The 22,879-nt window shown below is 69.9% G+C and carries 15 protein-coding genes; 5 read left to right on the plus strand and 10 right to left on the minus strand.

Translation table 11 applies throughout. The features are described 5' to 3' along the window. Positions 1-15: 15 nt before the first annotated feature. From ACFPA8_RS20010 to ACFPA8_RS20055, 10 genes are all read right to left on the minus strand, one after another. Positions 16-1,584: an ArnT family glycosyltransferase gene (locus ACFPA8_RS20010; protein ID WP_386450383.1), complete on the minus strand. Its 1,569-nt coding sequence runs from the start codon at positions 1,582-1,584 to the stop codon at positions 16-18. Positions 1,585-1,789: 205 nt separating this feature from the next. Then, a complete protein-coding gene (gene dxs, locus ACFPA8_RS20015; RefSeq protein ID WP_386450492.1) occupies positions 1,790-3,700 on the minus strand; it encodes a 1-deoxy-D-xylulose-5-phosphate synthase in 1,911 nt (636 codons plus the stop codon). Positions 3,701-4,093: 393 nt separating this feature from the next. Next, entirely contained in the window at positions 4,094-5,407 is a 1,314-nt protein-coding gene (locus tag ACFPA8_RS20020; protein ID WP_386450385.1) for a sugar ABC transporter permease, read from the minus strand. Further along, positions 5,404-6,201 (minus strand): ATP-binding cassette domain-containing protein, encoded by a 798-nt coding sequence (locus tag ACFPA8_RS20025; protein WP_386450386.1) that lies wholly within the window; start codon positions 6,199-6,201, stop codon positions 5,404-5,406. Before ACFPA8_RS20025 ends, ACFPA8_RS20020 begins: the two co-directional genes overlap by 4 nt. 99 nt (positions 6,202-6,300) lie before the next feature. Continuing rightward, positions 6,301-7,392, minus strand: a complete 1,092-nt coding sequence (locus ACFPA8_RS20030; RefSeq protein WP_386450388.1) for an ABC transporter substrate-binding protein — start codon at positions 7,390-7,392, stop codon at positions 6,301-6,303. A gap of 286 nt (positions 7,393-7,678) precedes the next feature. Beyond that, the gene (locus tag ACFPA8_RS20035; protein WP_386450494.1) at positions 7,679-8,980 is read right to left on the minus strand and encodes an ROK family transcriptional regulator; all 1,302 of its coding nucleotides are present in this window, start codon (positions 8,978-8,980) and stop codon (positions 7,679-7,681) included. A 229-nt stretch (positions 8,981-9,209) separates the two neighbouring features. After that, positions 9,210-10,148 carry a carbohydrate ABC transporter permease gene (locus ACFPA8_RS20040; protein ID WP_386450390.1) on the minus strand — a complete coding sequence of 313 codons (939 nt, stop codon included), beginning with the start codon at positions 10,146-10,148 and terminating at the stop codon, positions 9,210-9,212. 23 nt (positions 10,149-10,171) lie between these two features. Beyond that, entirely contained in the window at positions 10,172-11,248 is a 1,077-nt protein-coding gene (locus ACFPA8_RS20045) for a carbohydrate ABC transporter permease (protein WP_386450392.1), read from the minus strand. Between the two features lie 76 nt (positions 11,249-11,324). Next, positions 11,325-12,740, minus strand: coding sequence for an N-acetylglucosamine/diacetylchitobiose ABC transporter substrate-binding protein (ngcE, locus tag ACFPA8_RS20050; protein WP_386450394.1), 1,416 nt, complete (start codon positions 12,738-12,740; stop codon positions 11,325-11,327). A gap of 323 nt (positions 12,741-13,063) precedes the next feature. Continuing rightward, complete coding sequence (locus ACFPA8_RS20055; RefSeq protein ID WP_386450396.1) at positions 13,064-15,883, minus strand: aconitate hydratase; 2,820 nt, start codon at positions 15,881-15,883, stop codon at positions 13,064-13,066. A gap of 649 nt (positions 15,884-16,532) precedes the next feature. Between ACFPA8_RS20055 and ACFPA8_RS20060 the strand changes: the two genes are divergently transcribed. The 5 genes from ACFPA8_RS20060 (at position 16,533) to ACFPA8_RS20080 (ending at position 22,818) form a co-directional block, all read left to right on the plus strand. Then, on the plus strand, positions 16,533-18,062 hold the full coding sequence (locus tag ACFPA8_RS20060; protein WP_386450398.1) for a helix-turn-helix domain-containing protein: 1,530 nt from the start codon (positions 16,533-16,535) through the stop codon (positions 18,060-18,062). 200 nt (positions 18,063-18,262) lie between these two features. Beyond that, positions 18,263-19,603 (plus strand): hypothetical protein, encoded by a 1,341-nt coding sequence (locus tag ACFPA8_RS20065; protein WP_386450400.1) that lies wholly within the window; start codon positions 18,263-18,265, stop codon positions 19,601-19,603. A 214-nt stretch (positions 19,604-19,817) separates the two neighbouring features. Further along, on the plus strand, positions 19,818-20,429 hold the full coding sequence (locus tag ACFPA8_RS20070; protein ID WP_386450402.1) for an RNA polymerase sigma factor: 612 nt from the start codon (positions 19,818-19,820) through the stop codon (positions 20,427-20,429). Continuing rightward, on the plus strand, positions 20,426-21,379 hold the full coding sequence (locus ACFPA8_RS20075) for a zf-HC2 domain-containing protein (protein WP_386450404.1): 954 nt from the start codon (positions 20,426-20,428) through the stop codon (positions 21,377-21,379). Before ACFPA8_RS20070 ends, ACFPA8_RS20075 begins: the two co-directional genes overlap by 4 nt. 68 nt (positions 21,380-21,447) lie before the next feature. Continuing rightward, positions 21,448-22,818: a hypothetical protein gene (locus ACFPA8_RS20080; protein ID WP_386450406.1), complete on the plus strand. Its 1,371-nt coding sequence runs from the start codon at positions 21,448-21,450 to the stop codon at positions 22,816-22,818. The last annotated feature ends 61 nt before the right edge of the window (positions 22,819-22,879 follow it).

Consider the following 22,879-nt stretch of genomic DNA (forward strand, 5'->3'; position numbering starts at 1 on the left):
CGGGCGCTGCCGTGTTCAGTGACCGGCCGGGTGCGAACGGACGTACAGGACCGCCCCGTCGACGGTGCCTGCGCGCTCGTAGTGGCGGTCGACGAAGGCGCGCAGGGTGGGTGTGCGCCGCACGGCGTAGGGCTTGCCGCGCGAGTCGTCGACGACGAGGACCGGCGGGTGACGTCTCAACTCCCCGCTGAAATACGGCCAGGCGCCGTCCATCGCGTACTGCTCCCCCACCCGGACGCCGCCACGGCCGCCGCTGAAGTTGGTGAGGAACCCGGCGGTGAGGTATCGGGAAGCGGGAGTGCGGTCGGCGAACCAGTAACCCTCGGGGTGCATCCCCCACAGCAGTACCCGCTCGGACGGCGCGGTGCGGGACCGGATCTCGGCCGCCAGCCGCTGCTGGTGGGCGAGTTCGCCGTGCGGTGCGAACAGTGCCCAGAGCAGGAAGCCGCTCGTGATCAGCGCGTTCACCGCGAGGGCGGTGAACAGCAGGCGTCCGCGGAGGTGTTGCAGCGCGGCAGCGGCCAACAGCGCCAGGGCAGGGGTGAGTTGCAGGAAGTAGTGGCCGAAGAACTGGAAGCCCACCGTCACGGCCGCCCCCGAGGCCGCCAGCCACACCCACACGTCCGCGGTCTGCGTCCGCCCCTCGTTCCCGGGCCGCCGGACGGCGGTGCGCCATGCGTACACCGCCGCCGCCACCAGCGGCAGGCATGCCCCCGCCAGCAGAGCCGAGTTGGCCACCGCCCGCAGCAGGGCGTGAGCGGCGGCGCCGTCGGCCGACGCGTAGTCGCCCGAGCCTGTCACCGTCCAGAAGAGGAGGCGTCCCGGCCCGAGGGCGAGCGCAGCGGCCAGCACGGGCAGTGCCGCCGTCGCGAGCAGGCGCGCGGCCGCCCACCAGCCGCACCGCGCCTGCCACAGCAGCCACAGCACGGGCAGCAGGACGGCGCCGCCCGTCTGCTTCGTGAGTACGGCCCCGGCGACCGCCAGGCCCGCCCATGCCCAACGGCCGCGGTCCGCGCACCACATGGCGAGGACGGTCCACGGCAGCATGAAGACCTCGAAGGTCGCCGCCTGCGTGTCCTCAGGGACGAGACCCACGGACACCAGTACGTAGCAGACGCCCGCGAGACCGCCCGCACGGTCGCCCCAGCGGCGGCGGGCCAGCGACGCGAGCAGCACCGCACCGGCGAGGACCACGACGACGGCAGCCACTCGCAGCGGCCACAGGGAACCGTCCCCGAAGAGCGCGAACGCGGCCTCGTAGAGCCAGGGCAGCAGCGGCGGCTTGCGGTCGACCACGGTCTCGTAGAGGACACCGCCGGCGTCCAACTGCCGTGCCTGCGTTGCGAGGAAGCCCTCGTCCGGATTCCACAGCGGACGCGTGAACGACGGCAGCCGGGTCACCCCCGCCAGCAGCGCCAGTACGGGCAGCAGCCGCCCCCAGTAGCTCGCTCGCAGCCCTGACAGCCCTCGCAGCCCTCGCAGCGCCGGACGATCCGGGAACCGGGGGCGGCCGGCGCGCTGCGACGGCACTGCCCTGTCGGCGGGCGCCGGTGTCGACATGACGGAGGGGCGGGAGGTCGGCATGCGTTCAAGCTAGTACCGCGACCGGAAAGATTCACCGGCTCGCGAGGCCCGGCACCCCTTCCCGGCCGCAGCACTGGCGGGGGCGGCACCGGCGGGGGCGGCACCGGCGGGGGCAGCGACGAAGGGCCCGACCGGTCCCCTCGCGGGGTCCGTCAGGCCCTTCGGTCAGTCGTGCAGCCCGGGCCGCGGCCGGCCCGGAGGCCGGTCAGTCGCGTGCCGCCTCCGCGGCCTGCGTCTCGAACCGGCCGTCCAGCTTGGCCACGAGCCCCGTGACCTGCCGGGCGATGTCCGGTGCGGTGAGCCCGATCTCGGCCATGACCTCGCCCCGGGAACCGTGGTCGAGGAAGCGCTCCGGAATGCCGAAGTCACGGAGCGGGACGTCCACACCGGCGTCGCGCAGCGCCTGCGAGACGGCCGAACCGACGCCGCCCGCACGGCAGTTGTCCTCCACCGTCACCACGACCCGGTGCTGCTCCGCCAGCGGCGCCAGCTCCTCGTCGACGGGCTTGACCCAGCGCGGGTCCACGACCGTCGCCGAGATCCCCTGCTTGTCCAGCAGGTCGGCGATCTCCAGGCACATCGGGGCCAGCGCGCCGACGGACACCAGCAGCACGTCGGGCCGCTGCGTGTCCGGTGCCTTGCGCAGCACGTCCATCCTGCCGACGCGTCCGACCGCCGGCACTGCCGGACCCACCGCGCCCTTGGAGTAGCGCACCACCGTCGGGGCGTCGTCCACGTCCACGGCCTCGCGCAGCTGGGCGCGTACCTGGTCGGCGTCGCGCGGCGCGGCAAGGCGCAGTCCGGGCACGCACTGCAGGATCGACATGTCCCACATGCCGTTGTGCGAGGGGCCGTCGGTGCCGGTGACGCCCGCGCGGTCCAGTACGAACGTCACTCCGCACTTGTGCAGCGCCACGTCCATCAGCAGCTGGTCGAAGGCCCGGTTGAGGAAGGTGGCGTAGACGGCGAAGACCGGGTGCAGTCCGCCGCTGGCCAGGCCCGCCGCGGAGACGGCGGCGTGCTGTTCGGCGATGCCCACGTCGTAGACGCGCTCGGGGAACTCCTCGGCGAACTCGTGCAGTCCGACCGGGCGCATCATCGCGGCCGTGATGGCCACGATGTCCTCCCGCTCCCTGCCGAGCTTGACCATCTCCTCGCCGAAGACCGAAGTCCAGTCGGCGCCCGAGGACTTCACCGGCAGGCCGGTGTCGGGGTGGATGACCGGGACGGCGTGGAACTGGTCCGCCTCGTCCTCCAGCGCGGGCTGGTAGCCGCGGCCCTTCTCCGTCAGGCAGTGCACCAGGACCGGGCCGCCGAAACGCTTCGCCCGCTGCAGGGCCGACTCGACGGCGGCGACGTCGTGCCCGTCGATCGGGCCGACGTACTTCAGGCCCAGGTCCTCGAACATGCCCTGCGGCGCGATGAAGTCCTTCAGGCCCTTCTTCGCGCCGTGCAGCGTCTCGTAGAGCGGCTTGCCCACGACCGGGGTGCGGTTGAGCACCTCCTTGCCGCGGGCGAGGAAGCGCTCGTAGCCGTCGGTCGTGCGGAGCGTGGCGAGATGATTGGCGAGACCGCCGATGGTGGGCGCGTAGCTGCGCTCGTTGTCGTTGACGACGATGACGAGCGGACGGTCCTTCGCGGCGGCGATGTTGTTGAGCGCCTCCCAGGCCATGCCGCCGGTCAGCGCCCCGTCGCCGATGACGGCGACGACGTGGTCGTCCTTCTGCTGCACCTCGTTGGCCTTGGCGAGGCCGTCGGCCCATCCGAGGACGGTGGAGGCGTGGCTGTTCTCGATGACGTCGTGCTCGGATTCGGCACGGGAGGGGTAGCCGGAGAGGCCGCCCTTGAGGCGGAGCCGGGAGAAGTCCTGACGCCCGGTCAGGAGCTTGTGCACGTAGCTCTGGTGCCCGGTGTCGAAGAGGATGCTGTCCTTGGGGGAATCGAACACGCGGTGCAGCGCGATGGTCAGCTCGACCACACCCAGGTTCGGTCCCAGGTGACCGCCGGTCTTGGCGACGGAGTCGACCAGGAACGAGCGGATCTCCCCGGCCAGCTGTTCCAGCTGCTCCGGCGCGAGCTCGTCGAGGTCACGTGGACCCTTCACGCGGGTCAGCAGGTCCCACCTTCCCCTTCGCTGCGCCTTGGGGAACGCCACCGCCCCCGACCCGGGATGACGCGCTGAGCGCGGCCCCTTATCCACGGTGCCTCCTTGCTGTCGAGCATCTCGACTGTGCTGATTCAGACGAGTCTAATGTTCCTTCCGGAGACGGCTTCTTCGGGCCGTGCGAGATCGGTCACCCGACTGGGGGCGGCGGAGGGGACGTCCGCGGGTCGCCGGCGGGCGGGCGCCGGGCGGGCGCACCGCCGGGGGCCGGGCCTCCGTTCCGGGGACGGCGCCCGGGTGCGCCGCGTGCCGGCCGGTACCGGTACGCATGAGGGCCCCGCCCGAGGGCGGGGCCCCTGCACGCCCCCGGTGGGGAACGCGGATGCGCCGTGCGGAGCGCCGCCGCTACGTACGTCCGGCCGTCTTCTGCGTACGGCGGGAGACGGAGTCGATGACCACGGCGGCCAGCAGCACCGCGCCGGTGATCATGTACTGGATCTCACTCGCCATGCCGAGCAGGTTCAGGCCCTGCTGGATCGACTGGATGACGAGGATGCCCAGCAGCGCCGACCAGATCTTGCCGCGTCCGCCGAACAGGCTCGTACCGCCGATGACGGCGGCGGCGATGACGTTCATCAGCGTGTTGCCCGCGCCGAGGCTCTTCGTGGCACCGCCGGAGAGGCTGGCGATGAACAGGCCGCCGAACGCCGCGAGCATCCCGGCGATGCCGAAGACGGTGATGCGGACCCGCTCGACGTTGATGCCCGCCCGGCGCGCGGCCTCGGCGTTGCCGCCGACCGCGAAGATCTGCCGGCCGTACGTCGTACGGCGCACCACGAAGTCCGCGACGACCAGTACCCCGAGGAAGAGGACCAGCGCCAGCGGCAGGCCCCGCGACTGGTTGAGCACGTAGGCGGCGACGAAGGCCGCCACCGCCACCACCGCGGTGCGCACCACGATCTCGCTGACGGGCCGGGACGGCAGACGGGCCGCCCGGCGCCGCCTGGCGTCCGTCAACAGGGCCGCCGCGTAGGCGAGTACGGCCACCAGGGCCAGGCCGTAGGCGGCGGCGATGTCCTCGAAGTAGTAACCGGTCAGGTCCTCGACGACGCTGCCTTCGGGCGTGTTGATGCTGCCCTCGGAGCCCATCAGCCAGATCTGCAGACCGCTCCAGCCGAGGAATCCGGCGAGGGTGACCACGAAGGCGGGCACGCCGACCCTGGCGAAGAAGAAGCCGTGCAGGGTGCCGATGGCCAGACCGGACGCGATGGCGATGAGCACCGCGAGCCAGTCGTTCATGTCGTTGGTGACGCTGAGGACCGCCCACACCGCGGCGCCCACGCCGGCGACGGAACCGACCGACAGGTCGATCTCGCCCAGCAGCAGCACGAAGACGATGCCGGTCGCCATGATGCCCGTACCGGCGATGTACACGCCGATGTCGCTGACACTGCCCGCGGAGAGGAAGTTGTCGTTCAGCGACTGGAAGATCACGGCGATGACGATCAGCCCGAGGACGACGGGCAGCGAGCCGAGCTCGCCGCCCCGCACCCTGCGCTTGAAGTCCGTCAGGTAGCCCGCGAAGCCCTGTTCGCGTACGAGGAGCCGCGGGTCGACCGCGGGGCTCCCGCCTGGGGCGGCGGCTCCGCCGGTCTTCGCCGGTGCGTCGCCCGTCACTCCGGCCTCGCCGCCGCGTTCCTTGTCGACGGTGTCGCTCACTTGGCCACCTCCTTGTCGGTGCCGACCGTCCCGGTACGTGCCTGACGGCGGGTGACCGCGTTGTCCGAAGCGCCCGTGATGGCGGCGACGACCTCCTCGTGGGAGGTGCTCGCGACGTCGAAGACGCCGTTGTTGCGGCCGAGGCGGAGAACCGCCACACGGTCCGCGACCGCCTGCACGTCCGCCATGTTGTGGCTGATGAGGATGACGGCGAGACCGCGCTCCCGCAGCCTCTCCACGAGGTCGAGGACCTGCGCCGTCTGCTCGACGCCGAGCGCCGCGGTCGGCTCGTCGAGGATGACCACCTTGGGGTCGCCGATCAGCGCGCGGGCGATCGCGACGACCTGCCGCTGACCGCCGGAGAGCGAGGCGACGGGTATGCGGACGCTCGGGATGCGGATGGAGAGCGTGTCCAGCAGCTCCATGGCCCGCTTCTCCATGGCGATCTCGTCCAGGACCGCGGCGCTGCGCACCTCGTTCCCGAGGAAGAGGTTCGCGACGACGTCCAGGTTGTCGCACAGTGCGAGGTCCTGGTAGACGGTGGCGATGCCGAGGTCCTGGGCGTCGTGCGGCCTGTTGATCGAGACCGCCCTGCCCTCCCACTCGATGGTGCCGTCGTCGATGGGGTGCACACCCGCGATGGTCTTCACCAGGGTCGATTTGCCGGCGCCGTTGTCGCCGACCAGGGCGATCACCTCGCCGGTACGTACTTCCAGATCCACATCGGTGAGCGCCTGAACGGCACCGAACCGCTTGGAGATCCCTCGCAGCGCCAGTACGGCTTCCTTCGCCACTGGGCCAACTCCGATCTTCCGTCAGGCGCCGCCCCCGGTCTGCGGGGGCGGCGGCCTGCACTTCTCGATGTCAGTGGGCCACTGGCCGTGGCCCGGGGGTCACTTCAGGCCGGCTGCCTCGCACGCCTTCGCGAACTGCGGCGTGCAGATCTCTTCGACCTTGTAGACCTTGTCCTTGACGATCGTGTCCTTGATGTTGTCCTTGGTCACGATCTTGGCGTCGTACAGCTGGGACGGGACGCCCTTCTTGCTCTTGCTGTCGACCTTCTTCGGCGTGAACTCGTCGATCTTCTCGCCCTTGAGCAGGGCCACCGCGATCTCGGCGGTCGTCTCCGCCTGCGGCTTGATCGCCTTGTAGATGGTGAGCGTCTGGTCGCCCTTGATGATGCGCTGCAGACCGGCGAGTTCGGCGTCCTGGCCGCCGAGCGGTACGTCCTCGACGCCCTGCTTCTTCATCGCGGTCGAGACACCGCCGGCCATACCGTCGTTGGCGGCGTAGACGCCGTCGAAGCCGTCCTTGCCGAGCTTGGTGATGGCGGCGCCCATCTTCTTGTTCGCCTCGTCCGGCGACCAGTCCGGGATGTCCGACTCATAGACGACCTTCTTGACCTTCTCGTCGAGCACGCTGTGCGCGCCCTTCTTGAACAGCGGCGCGTTCGGGTCCGTGGGCGAACCGTTGATCATGACGACGTTGCTGTCCTTCGCCTTGTCCCCCAGCGCGTCGACGAGGCCCTGGCCCTGCAGCTCACCGATCCGCTCGTTGTCGTAGGAGATGTAGGCGGAGATGTCACCCTCGGCGAGACGGTCGTACGCGACGACCTTGACGCCCTTCTTGGCGGCCCGGTCGACCCAGGACTTGGTGGCCTGCGCGTCCACCGCGTCGAGGATGATCGTCTTGACGCCCTGGGTGATGAGCGCGTCGAACTGCTTCTTCTGCGTCTCGGAGTCCTGCGTGGCGTTGTTGTACTTGACCTTGCAGTCCGAACACAGAGACTTGATCTTCTTCTCGATGAGCGGACGGTCGAAGGTCTCGTAACGCGTGGTCTTGTTCTCCGGCAGCAGCAGACCGATGGTCTTGTCGTCTCCGCCACCGCCGCCGTCGCCACCACCTGCCTTGCCGCACGCGGCGAGCGACAGGGCCATCGAGACGGCCGCCGTACCTATGACGACGCGACGCACCTTTGCGTTCATGGGGTTCCAACCTCCCTGACGGGGCCGCGTCGTTGCGGCCGAGGTGGTCGGAAGTCAACTCTGAGGGAAGTCAAGCGTCAAGAAGTAAATCATTAACGAGACGGCAACGATGCCATCCGTTATCTGCGTGAACTCAAAACGGTACTTTACGTAACCGGTCGGGCCCGGAACGGAGTCGGAAGCGCCGACTCCGGTGGCCTGGACGCCGCCCGCGGGGCCACGCGTCGGCCCGGCGGCCGGTGCGTCCCCGACGCGACCGCCCCGCCCGGCCCCTCCCGCCCGCGGCTCAGGCGAGGCCCGCCGCCGCACCGACGGGTGTCCGGCGCTGCGCGGTCTCCGGAGCCGCACCCGTCGAGGCCGCCCTGTTCCGTCTGGTCCCCGGTTCCCTCTTGACGTCCGCGCCGTGCGAGAACGAACTCGCGGAGTCCAGCAGCGTCGCGTCGCCCATCTCGCTCAGCACGAGCGCCAGGGCGCCGAGCACCTCCGCGCGCCCGCCCAGGGTTCCCGGCACGACCGTCAACTGCCGTGCCGCGCTGGGGATCGCGTACCGCGCCACGGAGTCGCGCACGGGCCCCAGCACCAGGTCGCCCGCTTCGGCGAGGTCGCCGCCGAGCACGACGCGGCTGGGGTTGAGCAGGTTGCACAGGTTGGCGACGCCACTGCCGATGTGCCGGCCGATGTCGGCCACGACCCGGCGGCAGCCCGGGTCGCCGTCCCGCGCCAGTTCGACGACGCGCGCCATCGTCAGGTCCGTGCCGTGGCTGGAGTGCAGCAGCGGCAGGACGTAGCGGGCCGCGGTGAACGTCTCCAGGCAGCCCCGGTTGCCGCAGCGGCAGACGGGACCGGATTCGTCCAGAGTGATGTGCCCGATCTCGCCCGCTGTGCCGCCCGGTCCGCGGTAGATCTGGCCGCTGATGACGAGACCCGCGCCCACGCCGCTCGCGACCTTGATGTACGCGAGGTCGCCCGCGCCGCGCCCGTTGCCCCACACCTGCTCGCCGAGCGCGCCGAGGTTGGCGTCGTTGTCGACGTAGACCGGCACGCCCAGGCGCGCGGCCAGCTCCTGACGGGGGTGGGTGCCGGCCCAGCCCGGCAGGATCGAGGTGGAGCCCAGCTCGCCGGTCTCCACGTCGATGGGGCCGGGGACGCCGAGGCCGACGCCGATCAGCTTCTCCCGGCTGATGCCGGTGGTCGCGACGAGCCGGTGCACGAGCTGTTCGGCGCGGTCGAACCCCTCGTCCGCGGAGGCGTCCACGTCGATGGGTTCGGCCTCTTCGGCCAGTACCTGGTGCGCCAGGTTGCCGACGGCCACCCGCAGGTGGGAGTGGCCGAAGTCGACGCCGACGACGGCGCCCGCGTCGCCGCTGAGGGAGACCGCCCGCGCCCTGCGCCCGCCGGCGGAGGTCGGGGTCACCTGGACGGTGCCGCTCTCCTTCAACTCCCGGACGATGTTGGAGACCGTCGCCGCGGACAGTCCGGTCGTACGGGCGATCTCCGCCTGGGTCAGCGAGCCGGCCATCCGCACCGCGCGCACGACCCGTTCAAGATTGGCCCGGTGCAGAGAGGACTGCGACCCCGGAGTCTCCACCACTGATCCACTCCCGCCTCGACGGCCGGCGCGACCATCGGACCGTCCGCCGCACCGCGTCAATGGAACGGCATGCCTCCAACATATGAACTCTAAGCAGAGCCCGAGGGGATCTCTCCCGTCAAGACCTTGAGCGAGGTATTGCGCTCACTTGTGGAGGCTCACGGGAGCGTGAGCAGCCCCGCCGGGCGGAGGCCGCGCCCGCGGCGGAAGCCCCGCCGAGGCGCCCCTACTTGACGGCTCCGGCGGTCAGTCCCTCCTGCACCTGGCGCTGGAAGACCATGTAGACGACCAGGATGGGCAGCATCGCGATCGTCAGCCCCGCGAAGAGCGCGCCCCAGTCGCCCTCGTAGCCCTGGTTCACGGAGAGTTCGGCGAGGCCCTGGGTCAGCAGCGCCTTGGACTCGCTCTCCGAGTTCAGCGCGAGAGGCAGGAAGTACTGGTTCCACTGGCCGAGGAAGTTGAAGATGCCGATGCTGATCAGGCCGGGCTTGGCCATCGGCAGCATGATCTGGAAGAACGTGCGCAGGTGCGAGGCGCCGTCGATGGTGGCGGCCTCGGCGATGCTGCCGGGCAGTGTGCGGAAGAACGCCGTCATGAAGAACGTCGTGAACGGCAGCGAGTACGCGATGTACGCCAGGATCAGCCCCTGCCGGGTGTCCAGCAGCGAGAAGTTGTCCATGACGAAGAACAGCGGCACGACCGCGAGGATGATGGGGAACATCATTCCGCCCGCGAACAGCAGGTAGATCACGCGGTTGCCCGGGAAGGCGAAGCGGGCGATCACGTACGCCGCCATGGAGCCCAGCAGCATCGTGCCGGGCAGTGAACCGGCAAGGATGATCAGCGAGTTGAGCGCGAACTCGCCGATGTTCGCGTCCGACCAGGCGTTCGTGAAGTTCTCGACGCTGAACGCCGTGGGCAGGCCGAAGGGCTTGCCCTGGATGTCGCCGGACTCCCGCAGGGAGTTGACCATGACCCACACCAGCGGTCCGGCGGCCATGACGGACCACAGCACGAGGAAGGAGTTGGCGAAGACGTTGAGCGTGCCGCCCTCGGTACCCGTTCCCTTCGGCTTCGCCGGCGCGGAGGGACCGGCCGCCGCGGCACCGTCCCCTGCGGCCGGTGCGGCGTCCTCGGCCTTCGCGGCGGGCTGGGTTGCGCTCATTGCGTTTGTCTCCCCGCTCATTCTCAGTACTCGATCCGGTCGCGGCGGCTGAGCAGCATCATGATCCCCGCGAACACCATGGTGACGAGGAGCAGCACCACGCCGATGGCTGTGGCGTAGCCGGCCTGCCCGGAGTCGAATGCCTTCTTGTACAGGTAGACCGGGGTGACCAGCGTCGAGTCGCCGGGGCCGCCCCGGTTGATGGTCATGATGTGCACGATCGCGAACGAGTCGAGTGCCTGGATGCCCATGTAGATCCATCCGGTCTGCACCGTGTCCCAGATCAGCGGCAGCGTGACGCGGAAGAACGTCGCGGGGCGGCTCGCACCGTCCAGCAGTGCCGCCTCGTAGATGTCCTTGGGGATGGCGCCCATCGCGGCGGAGAAGAGCACCACGTAGAAGCCGATGAACATCCAGCAGAGCACGAACAGCACACACGACAGTGCGAACTTGGGGTCGGCGAGCCAGGACCGGGTCAGCGACTCCAGGCCGGCCAGGCGCAGCACCTCGTTGATCGGCCCGGTGATGGGGTCGTACATCGCGCCCCAGACCACGCCGATGATCGCCACGGAGAGCACCTGCGGGAAGAAGTACACGTTCTTGTACAGCTTCGCGCCGCGTACTCCGGAGATGGCCTCGTTCTTCTTGTGCCGTCCACCGGCCTGCAGCATGAAGGCGAAGAAGAGGCCGAGTGCCAGCGTGACGAGTGGCGCCACCACGAGCAGCAGCAGGCTGTGCCGCATGGACGCCCAGAACGTCGAGTCCTCCAGCAGGCGGCTGTAGTTGTCGAGTCCGACGAATGCGAAGTCGCTGCTGAAGCCCGTCCAGTCGGTCAGCGAGTAGTAGAACGCCTGGAAGAACGGCGAGATGACGAAGACCGCGTAGATCACCAGCGGCACGAGCAGGAACCAGCAGATGAACCGGTACTTGTCCAGCGTTCGGTACCGGCGGTCGTTGCGCACCTTCTCCGGTGTGAAGCGGGGCGGAAGGAGGAACGCGAGAACGAGGGGTCCCGTTCCGCTTCGTGCCGTTCCTCCGGCGTTCTTCCCCGACCCTGAACCAGTGGAGGTCTCGGCCACTGTCCGGACGTCGTTCGCCATTCCGCCCCGCTCCATACTCACCTGTCGACCGATGGATCCCGTACCGCGCTGCTGTGGGGTCTCCCCACGCTCCGGCTCAGCGCTTGTACTTCTTGACCGAGTCGTCCTTGGCCACCTCGTCGGCCGCCTTCTGGCAGCGCTTCATGGCTTCGGCGGGCTCGATGTCGCCGGCCATCATCGAGGCGATGGCTCCGCCGACCTTGTCCTTGTGCAGCTCCAGGTACCAGTCGTGGAGACGCGGACTGACCAGGTTGTCGCCGGCCTCCTTCAGGGTCTGCTGCGCGGAGGCCAGACCGGGCAGCAGGTCGAGCCCCTCCGCTGCACCGTCGACACAGGTGAGCGCGGAGACCTGCTTGCTGAAGTTCTGCGTCGACTGCTTGCCCAGCATGACGCGCAGCCACTCCATGCCGCCTTCGACGTTCTTCGCCTGCTTGGGCACCATGAACGGCTCGCTCGCCTCGGCCCAGAGGGTCTCGAAGGGCATCGCGTCGGACTTGTCGAGGCTGGAGGGCGGTGCGACCGCCATCTCGAAGTCCTTGGGCGTGGTCTTCTTCGCCTCGTTCTCGACCCAGGAACCGTTCGGGATGAACAGCGCCTTGCCCTTGTTCCACTGGGTCTGGGACTGGATGTGGTCGATGCCGGGCGTGCCCTTGAGGACGTAGCCCTTCGCGTAGAGCTCGTGGTAGGCCTCGAATGCCTTCTTCACCGCGTCGTGCTTCCACGCGTTGGGCTCGAGGTTGTCGATGGCCTTCAGGACGTCCTGGCCGCCGATCTTGGCGATGAAGGGGTAGAGCGTGAAGGAGAAGTAGTACGGGTGCTTGCCCGCGTACGTCCAGCCCGCGACGCCTTCCTTCTTGGCCTTGGCGCAGGCGGCCAGCATCTCGTCCCAGGTCTTGGGGTACTCGAGATCCAGCTTCTCCAGGTTCGTCTTGGAGTACCAGACTCCGTAGACGGTGTAGGAGTAGTTGAGCTGGTAGACCTTGTCGCTGCCGAAGCGGCCCTTCTCCAGGGTGCCGGGCAGCAGCGTCTCGCTGACCTTCTTCGAGGGGTCGTAGAGGGAGGGGGCGTCCAGCAGCGGCTGGAGGTCTGCGACCTGCCCCTTCTCTATGAGGCTCGCGACGTCCATGTTCTCGGCGCCGGAGTTGTTGATCACGTCCGGCGGGTCGCCCTTGACCATCCGCGGCTGCATCTTGGTGCGGATCTTCTGGGTCTTGGCATGGCTGACCTTGCCGAAGTTCTTCTCGTAGACCTTGTGGTTGTCCAGCGCGTACTGGTCCCCGTAGCCGCCGTTGAAGATCACGACTTCGAGCCCGGCGTCCTTGTTGACCGCCAGCGGGTTGTCCTTGGACTTCTTGCCCTTGTCGACCTTGTTCTCGTTCTCGCCGCCGCCGCTGGCGCAGGCGCTCAGCAGCCCCATGCCGGGTGCGGCGACCAGGCCGACTGCGGCAGATCGCTTGATCAGATCACGGCGGTTGACGTTGGTTGATCCCATGCTCAAGTCCTCGCCTTCTCCAGGACTCAGGCGGTGTTCCGGTCTCCCGACGAATCGCCCACCGGCGAAGGGCCCGACACCGCGGGTCAGTTGAAGCTGAGTGGTGCTCTTTTTCTCGCTACCGCCAGGAGCGCCGCGCGCACGGGGCCCTCGTGAGGTGCCGACAGGTATAGTCCACTTGGCGTCAACAGGGCAAGATCAAAGCAACCCGAATGGTGAGTCTTTCCCGAGTTGAGACCTGCCGGATGTCAGCACCGCGGGGGACGACGAAAGCGGGCGCCGGGACGTACCCGGCACCCGCCTTTCCCCGTTCGCGCGGCTGCCTACTTGCGCAGCAGCGAACGCAGCACGTACTGCATGATCCCGCCGTTGCGGTAGTAGTCGGCCTCACCGGGGGTGTCGATGCGCACGGTCGCGTCGAACTCGACGCCGCCGTCCGTGGTGACCTTGACCGTCGCGGGTACGCCGCCGTCGTTGAGGGCGGTGATCCCCGTGACGTCGAAGGTCTCCTCGCCGGTCAGCCCCAGCGACTCGGCGCTCTGCCCCTCGGGGAACTGGAGCGGCAGTACGCCCATGCCGATGAGGTTCGAGCGGTGGATGCGCTCGTAGGACTCGGCGATGACGGCCTTGACGCCCAGCAGCGCCGTGCCCTTCGCGGCCCAGTCGCGGGACGAGCCGGAGCCGTACTCCTTGCCAGCGAGGACGACCAGCGGGATGCCGCCGGACTGGTAGTTCTGCGAGGCGTCGTAGATGAAGGAGACAGGCCCGTCGGGCTGCGTGAAGTCCCGCGTGTAGCCGCCCTCGGTACCGGGGGCGATCTGGTTGCGCAGCCGGATGTTGGCGAACGTGCCGCGGATCATCACCTCGTGGTTGCCGCGCCGCGAGCCGTAGCTGTTGAAGTCGCGGCGGGCCACCCCGTGCCCGGTGAGGTACTTGCCCGCGGGGGTGTCCGCCTTGATCGCGCCGGCCGGGGAGATGTGGTCGGTGGTGACCGAGTCGCCCAGCTTGGCCAGTACCCGCGCGCCGGAGATGTCATCGACCGGGGAGGGCTCGCTGCCCATGCCGTCGAAGTACGGAGGCTTGCGTACGTACGTGGACTCCGGGTCCCACTCGAAGGTGTTGCCCGTCGGCACGGACAGTGCCTGCCACTGCTCGTCGCCGGCGAAGACGTCCGCGTAGTCCTTGGTGAACATCTCCTGGCCGATGCAGGAGGCCACGACCTCCTCGACCTCCTGCTCGGAGGGCCACAGGTCGGCCAGGTACACGGGGTTGCCGTCCTGGTCGGTGCCGAGCACCTCCGTGGTGATGTCGACCTTCATCGAGCCCGCGATGGCGTAGGCGACGACCAGCGGCGGGGACGCGAGGTAGTTCATCTTCACGTCGGGGTTGATCCGGCCCTCGAAGTTCCGGTTGCCGGACAGGACGGCCGCGACGGCGAGGTCGTTGTCGTTGACGGCCTTGGAGACCTCCTCCGGCAGCGGGCCGGAGTTGCCGATGCAGGTCGTGCAGCCGTAACCGACGAGGTTGAAGCCGAGCTTGTCGAGGTACGGCGTGAGGCCGGCACGGTCGTAGTAGTCCATGACGACCTGCGAGCCGGGCGCGAGGGTGGTCTTCACCCACGGCTTGCGGGTGAGGCCCTTCTCCACGGCCTTCTTCGCCACGAGCGCCGCGCCGACCATGACGTACGGGTTCGAGGTGTTGGTGCAGGAGGTGATCGCGGCGACCACGACGGCGCCGTGGTCGATCTCGTAGGACTTGCCGTCGGGGCCGGTGACCGTCACCACGTTGCTGGGGCCCTGGCTCTGTTCGGAGGCCGCGGAGTGCTGCGGTTTGCCGTCGCCGTTCTCGTTGTTGCCGTAGGCGGGCGCGTCGCTGGCGGGGAACGACTCGTCGCTGGCCTCGTCGACGGGAGAGGAGCTGTTGGCCGCGCGAGTGCGGTCCGCGGCAGCGGTCGCCGACTCGTCCGAGACGTAGTCGGGAAGGTCGGCGAAGAACTGCTGCTTGGCCGCCGAGAGCGCGATGCGGTCCTGCGGGCGCTTGGGCCCGGCGATGGACGGAACGACCGTGGAGAGGTCCAGCTCCAGGTACTCGCTGTAGTCCGGCTCGGCAGCGGCCTCGTGCCACAGGCCCTGCTCCTTGGCGTACGCCTCGACCAGCGCGAGCTGGCTCTGCGAACGGCCCGTGAGCTTCAGGTAGTTGATGGTCTCCGCGTCGATCGGGAAGATCGCCGCCGTGGAGCCGAACTCCGGCGACATGTTGCCGATCGTGGCGCGGTTGGCGAGCGGTACGGCGCCCACGCCCTCGCCGTAGAACTCGACGAACTTGCCGACCACGCCGTGCTTCCGGAGCATCTCGGTGATCGTGAGGACCAGGTCGGTCGCGGTGGTGCCCGTGGGGAGCGAACCGGTCAGCTTGAAGCCGACCACGCGCGGGATGAGCATCGAGACGGGCTGGCCGAGCATCGCCGCCTCGGCCTCGATGCCGCCGACGCCCCAGCCGAGGACGCCGAGACCGTTGACCATCGTGGTGTGCGAGTCGGTGCCCACCAGGGTGTCGGGGTAGGCCTGGCCGCCGCGGACCATGACCGTACGGGCGAGGTGCTCGATGTTGACCTGGTGGACGATGCCGGTGCCGGGCGGTACGACCTTGAACTCGTCGAAGGCGGTCTGGCCCCAGCGCAGGAACTGGTAGCGCTCGCGGTTGCGGCCGTACTCCAGCTCAACGTTCTGGCTGAAGGCTTCGGGCGTACCGAACTTGTCCGCGATCACGGAGTGGTCGATGACCAGCTCGGCGGGGGCGAGCGGGTTGATGCGGTCCGCGTCGCCGCCGAGCTCCTTGACGGCCTCCCGCATGGTCGCCAGGTCCACGACGCAGGGCACGCCGGTGAAGTCCTGCATGATCACGCGTGCCGGCGTGAACTGGATCTCCTGACTGGGCTGGGCCTTGGAGTCCCAGCTGCCCACCGCACGGATGTGGTCGGCGGTGATGTTCGCGCCGTCCTCGGTGCGGAGGAGGTTCTCCAGCAGGACCTTCAGGCTGTACGGGAGGCGGGCCGAGCCCTCCACCTTGTCCAGCTTGAAGATCTCGTACGACTCGTCGCCCACCTGCAGCGTGCTGCGGGCGTCGAAGCTGTTCGCCGACACGACAGTCTCCTTCAGTACGTCATTGCCGATCCTCCCCGGTCAGTGGCCGGGGAGCCCGGACGGGCGCTGTGAGAGCAGGCAAGCCTTGCTCGGCAGCGGTCGTATGTGCGCTTTCGGCAGTTATCTCGATGTCGAGATAACTCTAGTACACGAGCGTCTGCCGGTCATGCCCAAACCCCCGGCTCTCCGAAGTGCTCCTCGCGGAGAGGGACAAACGTGCCCGGACGCGGGCGCGGCGCAGGTTCGGGCACGGGCGCGGGCGCGGGCACAGGCACAGGCACAGGCACAGGCACAGGCTCGGACAGGGGCTCAGGTGCAGGCACAGGCACAGGCTCGGACAGGGACTCAGGCGCAGGCACGGGCACAAGCACAGACTCGGGCTCCGCACCGCTCCGGTTTTCAACAACTCCGCAACAAGCGGTCCGTCCCGGACCGGGCACGGACAGGCGCCGAGCCGTCGGCGACAGCGCGGCCGGAACAGCCGCCCCGCAGCGAAACGCGCAGACGAAAAGGGGTGCCAGGTCGCACACGGAGCTCCGGGCCGCAGCGGACCGGGCGGTCCGGGGCGCGGCGGATCGGCAGACTTTCGCCGACTCGCCGCCACACTCTCGGCACGAAGTCATCTCACATGTGAGATACCGTCGTCTCCATGACTGATGACTACCTCGCCCGCATCGGGCAGTTGATCCGTGATGCCCGCCAGCACCGGGGCTGGACACAAGTGAAACTCGCGGAGGCTCTCGGGACGAGTCAGAGCGCCGTCAACCGCATCGAGCGAGGGAACCAGAACATCAGTCTTGAGATGATCGCGCGCATCTCCGAGGCGCTGGACAGCGAGATCGTCTCGCTCGGCTACTCGGGCCCGATGCATCTGCGCGTCGTCGGCGGACGGCGCCTGTCCGGCAGCATCGACGTCAAGACGAGCAAGAACGCCTGCGTCGCGCTGCTGTGCGCGTCCCTGCTCAACTCCGGCCGTACGGTGCTGCGCCGGGTCGCCCGGATCGAAGAGGTCTTCCGGATCCTGGAGGTGCTCTCCTCGATCGGCGTGCGCGCCCGCTGGATCAACGACGGCGCCGACCTGGAGATCGTGCCGCCCGCCGAGCTCGACCTCGACGCCATCGACGCCGACGCGGCGCGGCGCACCCGCAGCATCATCATGTTCCTCGGGCCGCTGCTGCACAGGATGGACCAGTTCCGCATCCCCTACGCCGGCGGCTGCGACCTCGGTACGCGCACCGTGCAGCCGCACATGATCGCTCTGCGCCGCTTCGGACTGGACATCACCGCGACCGAGGGGCTCTACCACGCCGTCGTCGAGAAGGCCGTGACGCCCGAGCGTCCGATCGTCCTGACGGAACGCGGCGACACCGTCACCGAGAACGCGCTGCTGGCCGCCGCCCGCCACGACGGCGTCACCGTGATCCGCAACGCGTCCTCCAACTACATGGTCCAGGACCTGTGCTTCTTCATGGAGGAGCTCGGCGTCAAGGTCGAGGGCATCGGCACGACCACGCTGACAGTGCACGGAGTCCCGGAGATCGACGTCGACGTCGACTACTCGCCCTCCGAGGACCCGGTCGAGGCGATGAGCCTGCTGGCGGCGGCAGTCGTCACCGGCTCGGAGCTGACGGTGTGCCGGGTGCCGGTGGAGTTCCTGGAGATCGAGCTGGCCGTGCTGGAGGAGATGGGCCTGCAGGCCGAGCGCAGCCCCGAGTACGCGGCGGACAACGGCCGTACCCGGCTGACCGACCTCACGGTGCACCCCTCCAAGCTCGAAGCCCCGGCCGACAAGATCCACCCGATGCCCTTCCCCGGCATCAACATCGACAACGTCCCGTTCTTCGCGGTCATCGCCGCCGCGGCAGAAGGCCAGACCCTCATCCACGACTGGGTCTACGACAACCGCGCCATCTACCTCACCGACCTCAACCGCCTGGGCGGAAGGCTCCAACTCCTCGACCCGCACCGGGTTCTGGTGGAAGGACCGACGCGCTGGCGCGCCGCGGAGATGATGTGCCCGCCGGCGCTGCGGCCCGCAGTGGTGGTGCTGCTGGGCATGCTGGCGGCGGAGGGGACGTCCGTGCTGCGCAACGTCTATGTGATCAACCGCGGTTACGAGGACCTGGCGGAGCGTCTCAACGAAGTGGGCGCGCAGATCGAGACGTTCAGGGACATCTGAGGCCGGGCAGCCCCCACTGGCCTGGAGCAGGGGAGCCTCCCCGGCCCCGGGTCCGGGGCGTCCACGCCTGACGCGTCCGGTCCGGACAGGACGCTCCGGGCGTCCCGGACCGGGCATCCCGGACCGGAATGGGAACATTGCTCCGCGCACAGGCCATTCGCGAACAGGCCATTCTGTTCGAATTGGGGTACAAATGGCGTATGGGTACCACGAGGCGATTCGGACTTCTGCAGCCGCTCCTCCTCCTGGTGGCCGCCGTCGTCGCAGCGGTGGCTGTCACCATGGCACCCGGTGCGGCCGGAGCAGCGCCCAGGGCCGACAGCGTCGAGGAAGTCGCGGAAGCGCTGCGTGACGGCCCGGTCTACGTCGATCCGCGCGTCTCCGACAAGCTTTCCGACTCGGACGCCGAGGCGCTCAGCGACAAGATCGAGAACGCGGACAAGCCGATCTTCGTCGCCGTCCTGCCCAAGGCCGACGAGTTCCCGCCCTCCTCGCTCCTGCAGGATCTGCGCAGCCAGGTCGGCGACCGGGGCGTCTACGCGGTCGCGCTCGGCGACGATTTCGCTGCCGCCTCCGACCGGTCGGTCCTCTCGCAGAGCACGGTCCGCAACCTCGACGACTCCGCGCAGAGGTCCGCCGACGGGAACACGGAGAAGCTGCTCGACCGCTTCGTCGACGGCGCGGTGGACGACGCCCGCGGCGACGCCCCCAACTCCTGGGACGGCGGCGGCTCCACGGTCGGCAGGGACGGCAGCATCGTCCTGACGGTGTTTCTCGCGCTCCTCGTAGTGGGTGTGGGCGCCGGCTTCGTCGCCAGGAACAGGGCCCGCAAGCGGCAGACCGAGCAGGAACGCGCGCAGTTGGAGAAACTGCGGCCGGTCGTGGACGAGGACATCACGGCATTCGGTGAGGAGGTCGACCGCATCGCGTTCGATCCCACCGCACGGGACTCCGACGACGCCATGCGGGACGACTACACCCGCGCGATCGACTCCTACGACGAGGCGAAGCAGCGGATGTCACAGGCCCGTGGCCCCGGTGACGTACGGCCCGTCACCGAATCGCTGGAGGAGGGCCGGTTCGCGCTCGCCACGCTGGAGGCGAGGCGCGAAGGCCGGCCGCTGCCCGACCGTCACGTGCCGTGCTTCTTCGATCCGCGGCACGGGCCGTCCGTCGAGGACGTCGAGTGGGCGCCGCCCGGCGGCACCCCGCGCGCCGTCCCGGTCTGCGCGGCGGACGCGGCGCGGCTCGCGGACGGCGCGGAACCCATGACGCGCACCGTGGACACTCCGGAGGGCCGCCGGCCGTACTGGGAGGCGGGCCCGGCCTACGCCCCCTGGGCGGGCGGCTACTTCGGCGGCGGACTCCTGCCGGGACTGCTGGCGGGCACGCTGCTCGGCAACGCCCTCATGCCGGGAGCGTACGGCGCGGGGTTCGGGGACGGGGCCGGAGGCGACTTCGGCGGATCGGACTTCGGAGGCGGAGGCGACTTCGGCGGCGGAGGCTTCGGCGGGGGCGACTTCGGCGGCGGAGGCTTCTGACCCGCCCGACCCGCCCGACCCGTCCGACCGCAGCCCGCGCAGTGCGGATCGCCTCGGAGACCAACCAGCCAGCCGTACCTGCGAGTTCGGCTGCTAGTCGGGCTGCTGACTGAACAGCGAGTTGGGCTGCGAGTTCGGCTGCGAGTTGGGGTGGCCGTCCGTCCGGACTCCCGGTGCGTGAACCATTCCGGTGCCCAGGAGCGATAGAGAACACGTGAGACTCTCCCGAACCGACTGGTCCGCCCGGAGCGACGCGCAGCTGCTGCGCGCCGTCGCCGCCGGCGAACCGGACGCGCTCGCCGCGCTCTACGACCGCCACGCGGGCTGGCTGCACATGCGGCTGAGCCGGCGCTGCGCGGACCCCGAGACCGTGAGCGAAGTGCTGCAGGACACTTTCGTCGCCGCGTGGCGGTCCGCCGACGCCCGTCACAAGGGCGAGGCGGGCGGCTGGCTCTGGATCATCGCCTCGCGGCGGCTCGTGGACGCGCAGCGAAGGCAGCTCCGTACCGCTCAGGTCCAAGAGGCCCACGCCAGCCGTGAGTCGGACGCCGTACGCGCCGTCGCACCGTCCGCCGAGGAGCGTGTGCTGTCCGGCGGGCTCGAATACGGCGACCTCGGAACGGCGTTGGACCGTCTCTCGCCCGAACTGCACGAGGTTCTGCGGGCGACCGTCGTCGACGGTCTGAGCACGCGGGAGGCCGCCGCGCTGCTCGGCATACCGGAGGGCACCGTCAAGTCGCGGGCCGTGCGCGCCCGCAGGGAACTGCGCGATGCCCTGTCCCACCTCGGTGGAACCGTACCGCGCCCGATGGGAGGCCCCGCATGAGCCGCCGCCGTACCGCCGCCGCATGGCACGTGAGCGACGGGAACATGCTCGCGTACGCCGCGAACTCCCTTGCCGAGACGGACTGCTGGTCGATCGAGAAGCACCTGGAGGCGTGCTCGTCGTGCGCGCGGGAGGTCTCCGCAGCGGTCCTCGCGGGGGCCGCGGCACCCGAGTTGGCCCGTACGCGCGACGCCGTGATGGCCCTCGCCGGCGCGGAGGCAGGAACAGGCCGTACCGGTGCTCTGCGCGGCAGGCGACGCCGTCGTGACAGCCGGACCGGTGCGGCCCTACGGGGGTGGGCCGTCCGGTTCGGCTGGGCGGCGGGGCCGACGCTGCGCCTGCCGTGGCTGCTGGCACTCGTGGCGGTGGCGGCGCTGGCCGTCGTCATGGCGCGCGTCGGGGAGATCGCCGAAGCGCGGCCGCTGCTGCTGATGTTCGCGCCGGTCCTGCCGCTCTCCGGCCCCGCTCTGTCGTACAGCCGGTACGCGGATCCGCTGCACGAGGTGGCGGCCTCGACACCGTCGGGCGGGCTGCGTCTGCTGTTGATCCGGACGGCCGCCGTGCTCGGGGTGAGTACGCCGCTGGTGACCGTCACCGGGTTCCTGCTCCCTGCCGCGCCCGGCACGCCCGGTGCCGCTACATGGCTGCTGCCCGCGCTGGCGCTGACGCTGGCCACGCTCACCCTCGGCTCGTACACCGGATGCCGGTACGCCGCGGCGGGGATCTCGGCGACGTGGCTGGCGGCGGTGGCTCTGGCCTCCCGGACGGGACTCGTGCCGGGGACAGCGGGCGGGGCGTCGGGGGAACCGTTCAGAGTCGTGCTCGCCGAGACCCTGAACGGACTCTTCTCGGGTCCCGCGGCGCAAGGCGGCTGGGCCGTCGCGGCCGCTCTCTGTGCCGGACTCGTGGCGCTGCGGCGGACATCCTTCGGCCACTTGGAGCGGCTGTGAACGCGGTCCCGCCCGAGCGGGCCGAGCCGCCACGAAACCCTCATTCCCACGACCCCTTCGGATCTGCCATGACCACTACCGAGTCCACCGCGCCGACGGCCGCCCCCACGGCCCGCGCGCTCCATGCCCGCCCCCTGCGTACGGAGTTGCGGAGGGGTTCCTGGGCCGTGCTCGCCGTCGCCGTGATGATCTACGGGACCTTGGTCCAGCTGCTCGCCCTACGGCTCCATCTCGCTCACAGCTGGGTGTGGTCCCACGACGCGCTGCGCGCTCAGGCCGTGCTGATCGGCGGCTCCTGGGCCCTTTTCGTCGGCTGCTTGCGCGGCGGCAGGGACCACCGCCGGGGCACGGCCGAGCTGTTCGCGTCGATGCCCGCCGCCGGCAGGCTGCGTCAGGTGGCTGTCGCCGCCGCGCCCGCCGTGCTGTGGCCCGTCGTGGCGTACGTGGTGACAGCCGCGGTCTGCCTCGTGGTGACTTCGGTCGTCCACGACGTGCCCTCCGGGCTTCCCTTCCCCACCCTCCTCGTCGCGGACGCCGTCGCGGTGGGGTCGCTGGGCGTCGTCGGCTTCACCGCGGGCCGTCGGCTCCGACCGCTGCGACGGCTCCCGGCAGCGCCCCTGCTGGGGGTGGGGGCGGGAATCCTCATGTCCACTCTCCACGACGGCAACCTGCCGGGACTCGTGCTGCACCAGGACGCTCTGCACGCGCTCAGTCCCGCTGCGGAGCACATGGCAGCGTGGGAGGTTCCGGCCTCGTGGTTCGGGCCGCTCTCGGCACTGTTCACGGGCGGTCTGGCTGTCGCCGCGCTCCTCGCGTGCAGCGCCCTCCGGCGCGCGGCGGTCGTGGCCCTGGTCCTCGCCCTGGCGTGCGGGGGCGTGCTGGCCGGGACCGCGGGGACGCACTGGCGCACGGACCGGGACGCTGTCGCCCTCGTATGCGACGAGGGCACTCCGCAGGTGTGTGCTGTCCGCGCCCACCGCCCGTACCTCTCCGAGATGTCGCGCGCACTGACCGGACTGAAGAGCAAGCTGCGCCGCATACCGAATGCTCCGTCCCGTCTGGTCGAGGTGCCCTTCAGGGAAGCAGGCGCACCGGTCCCGGCGCTGGCCGAGGGCGACGCGGTCCTGGACCAGCCGACGCTCGATTTCCGGGAGCGGCCCGGGTCCTGGGCGGGACGAGCCCCGCGCGGCGTCTCGCTCTACGGCTGCGCGGAGCCTGAGATCGACGCGGCGACGGTGGGCCGGAGTTCTCCCGTACCCGCCAAGTACAGCGAGGCCGTTGCCACCTGGCTGTCGCCGTCCCCGGAGAGGGAGACCGGCTACGGCGGGGCGGCCTACCAAAAGCTGAGAACCATGCCGGAGCGCGAGAGGACCGCCTGGCTCGGCGCGTACTTCGCCGCCGTACGCGACTGCCGCCCGGAGCGGATCCGGGCACTGTGAGCGTCAACGGCCCGGCGGGGAGGTGGGCCGGAACCCCGCCGCAGCGCGCCGGACACCACCC

It is taken from the genome of Streptomyces ovatisporus, from assembly GCF_042653885.1.
GTDB lineage: Bacteria > Actinomycetota > Actinomycetes > Streptomycetales > Streptomycetaceae > Streptomyces > Streptomyces ovatisporus.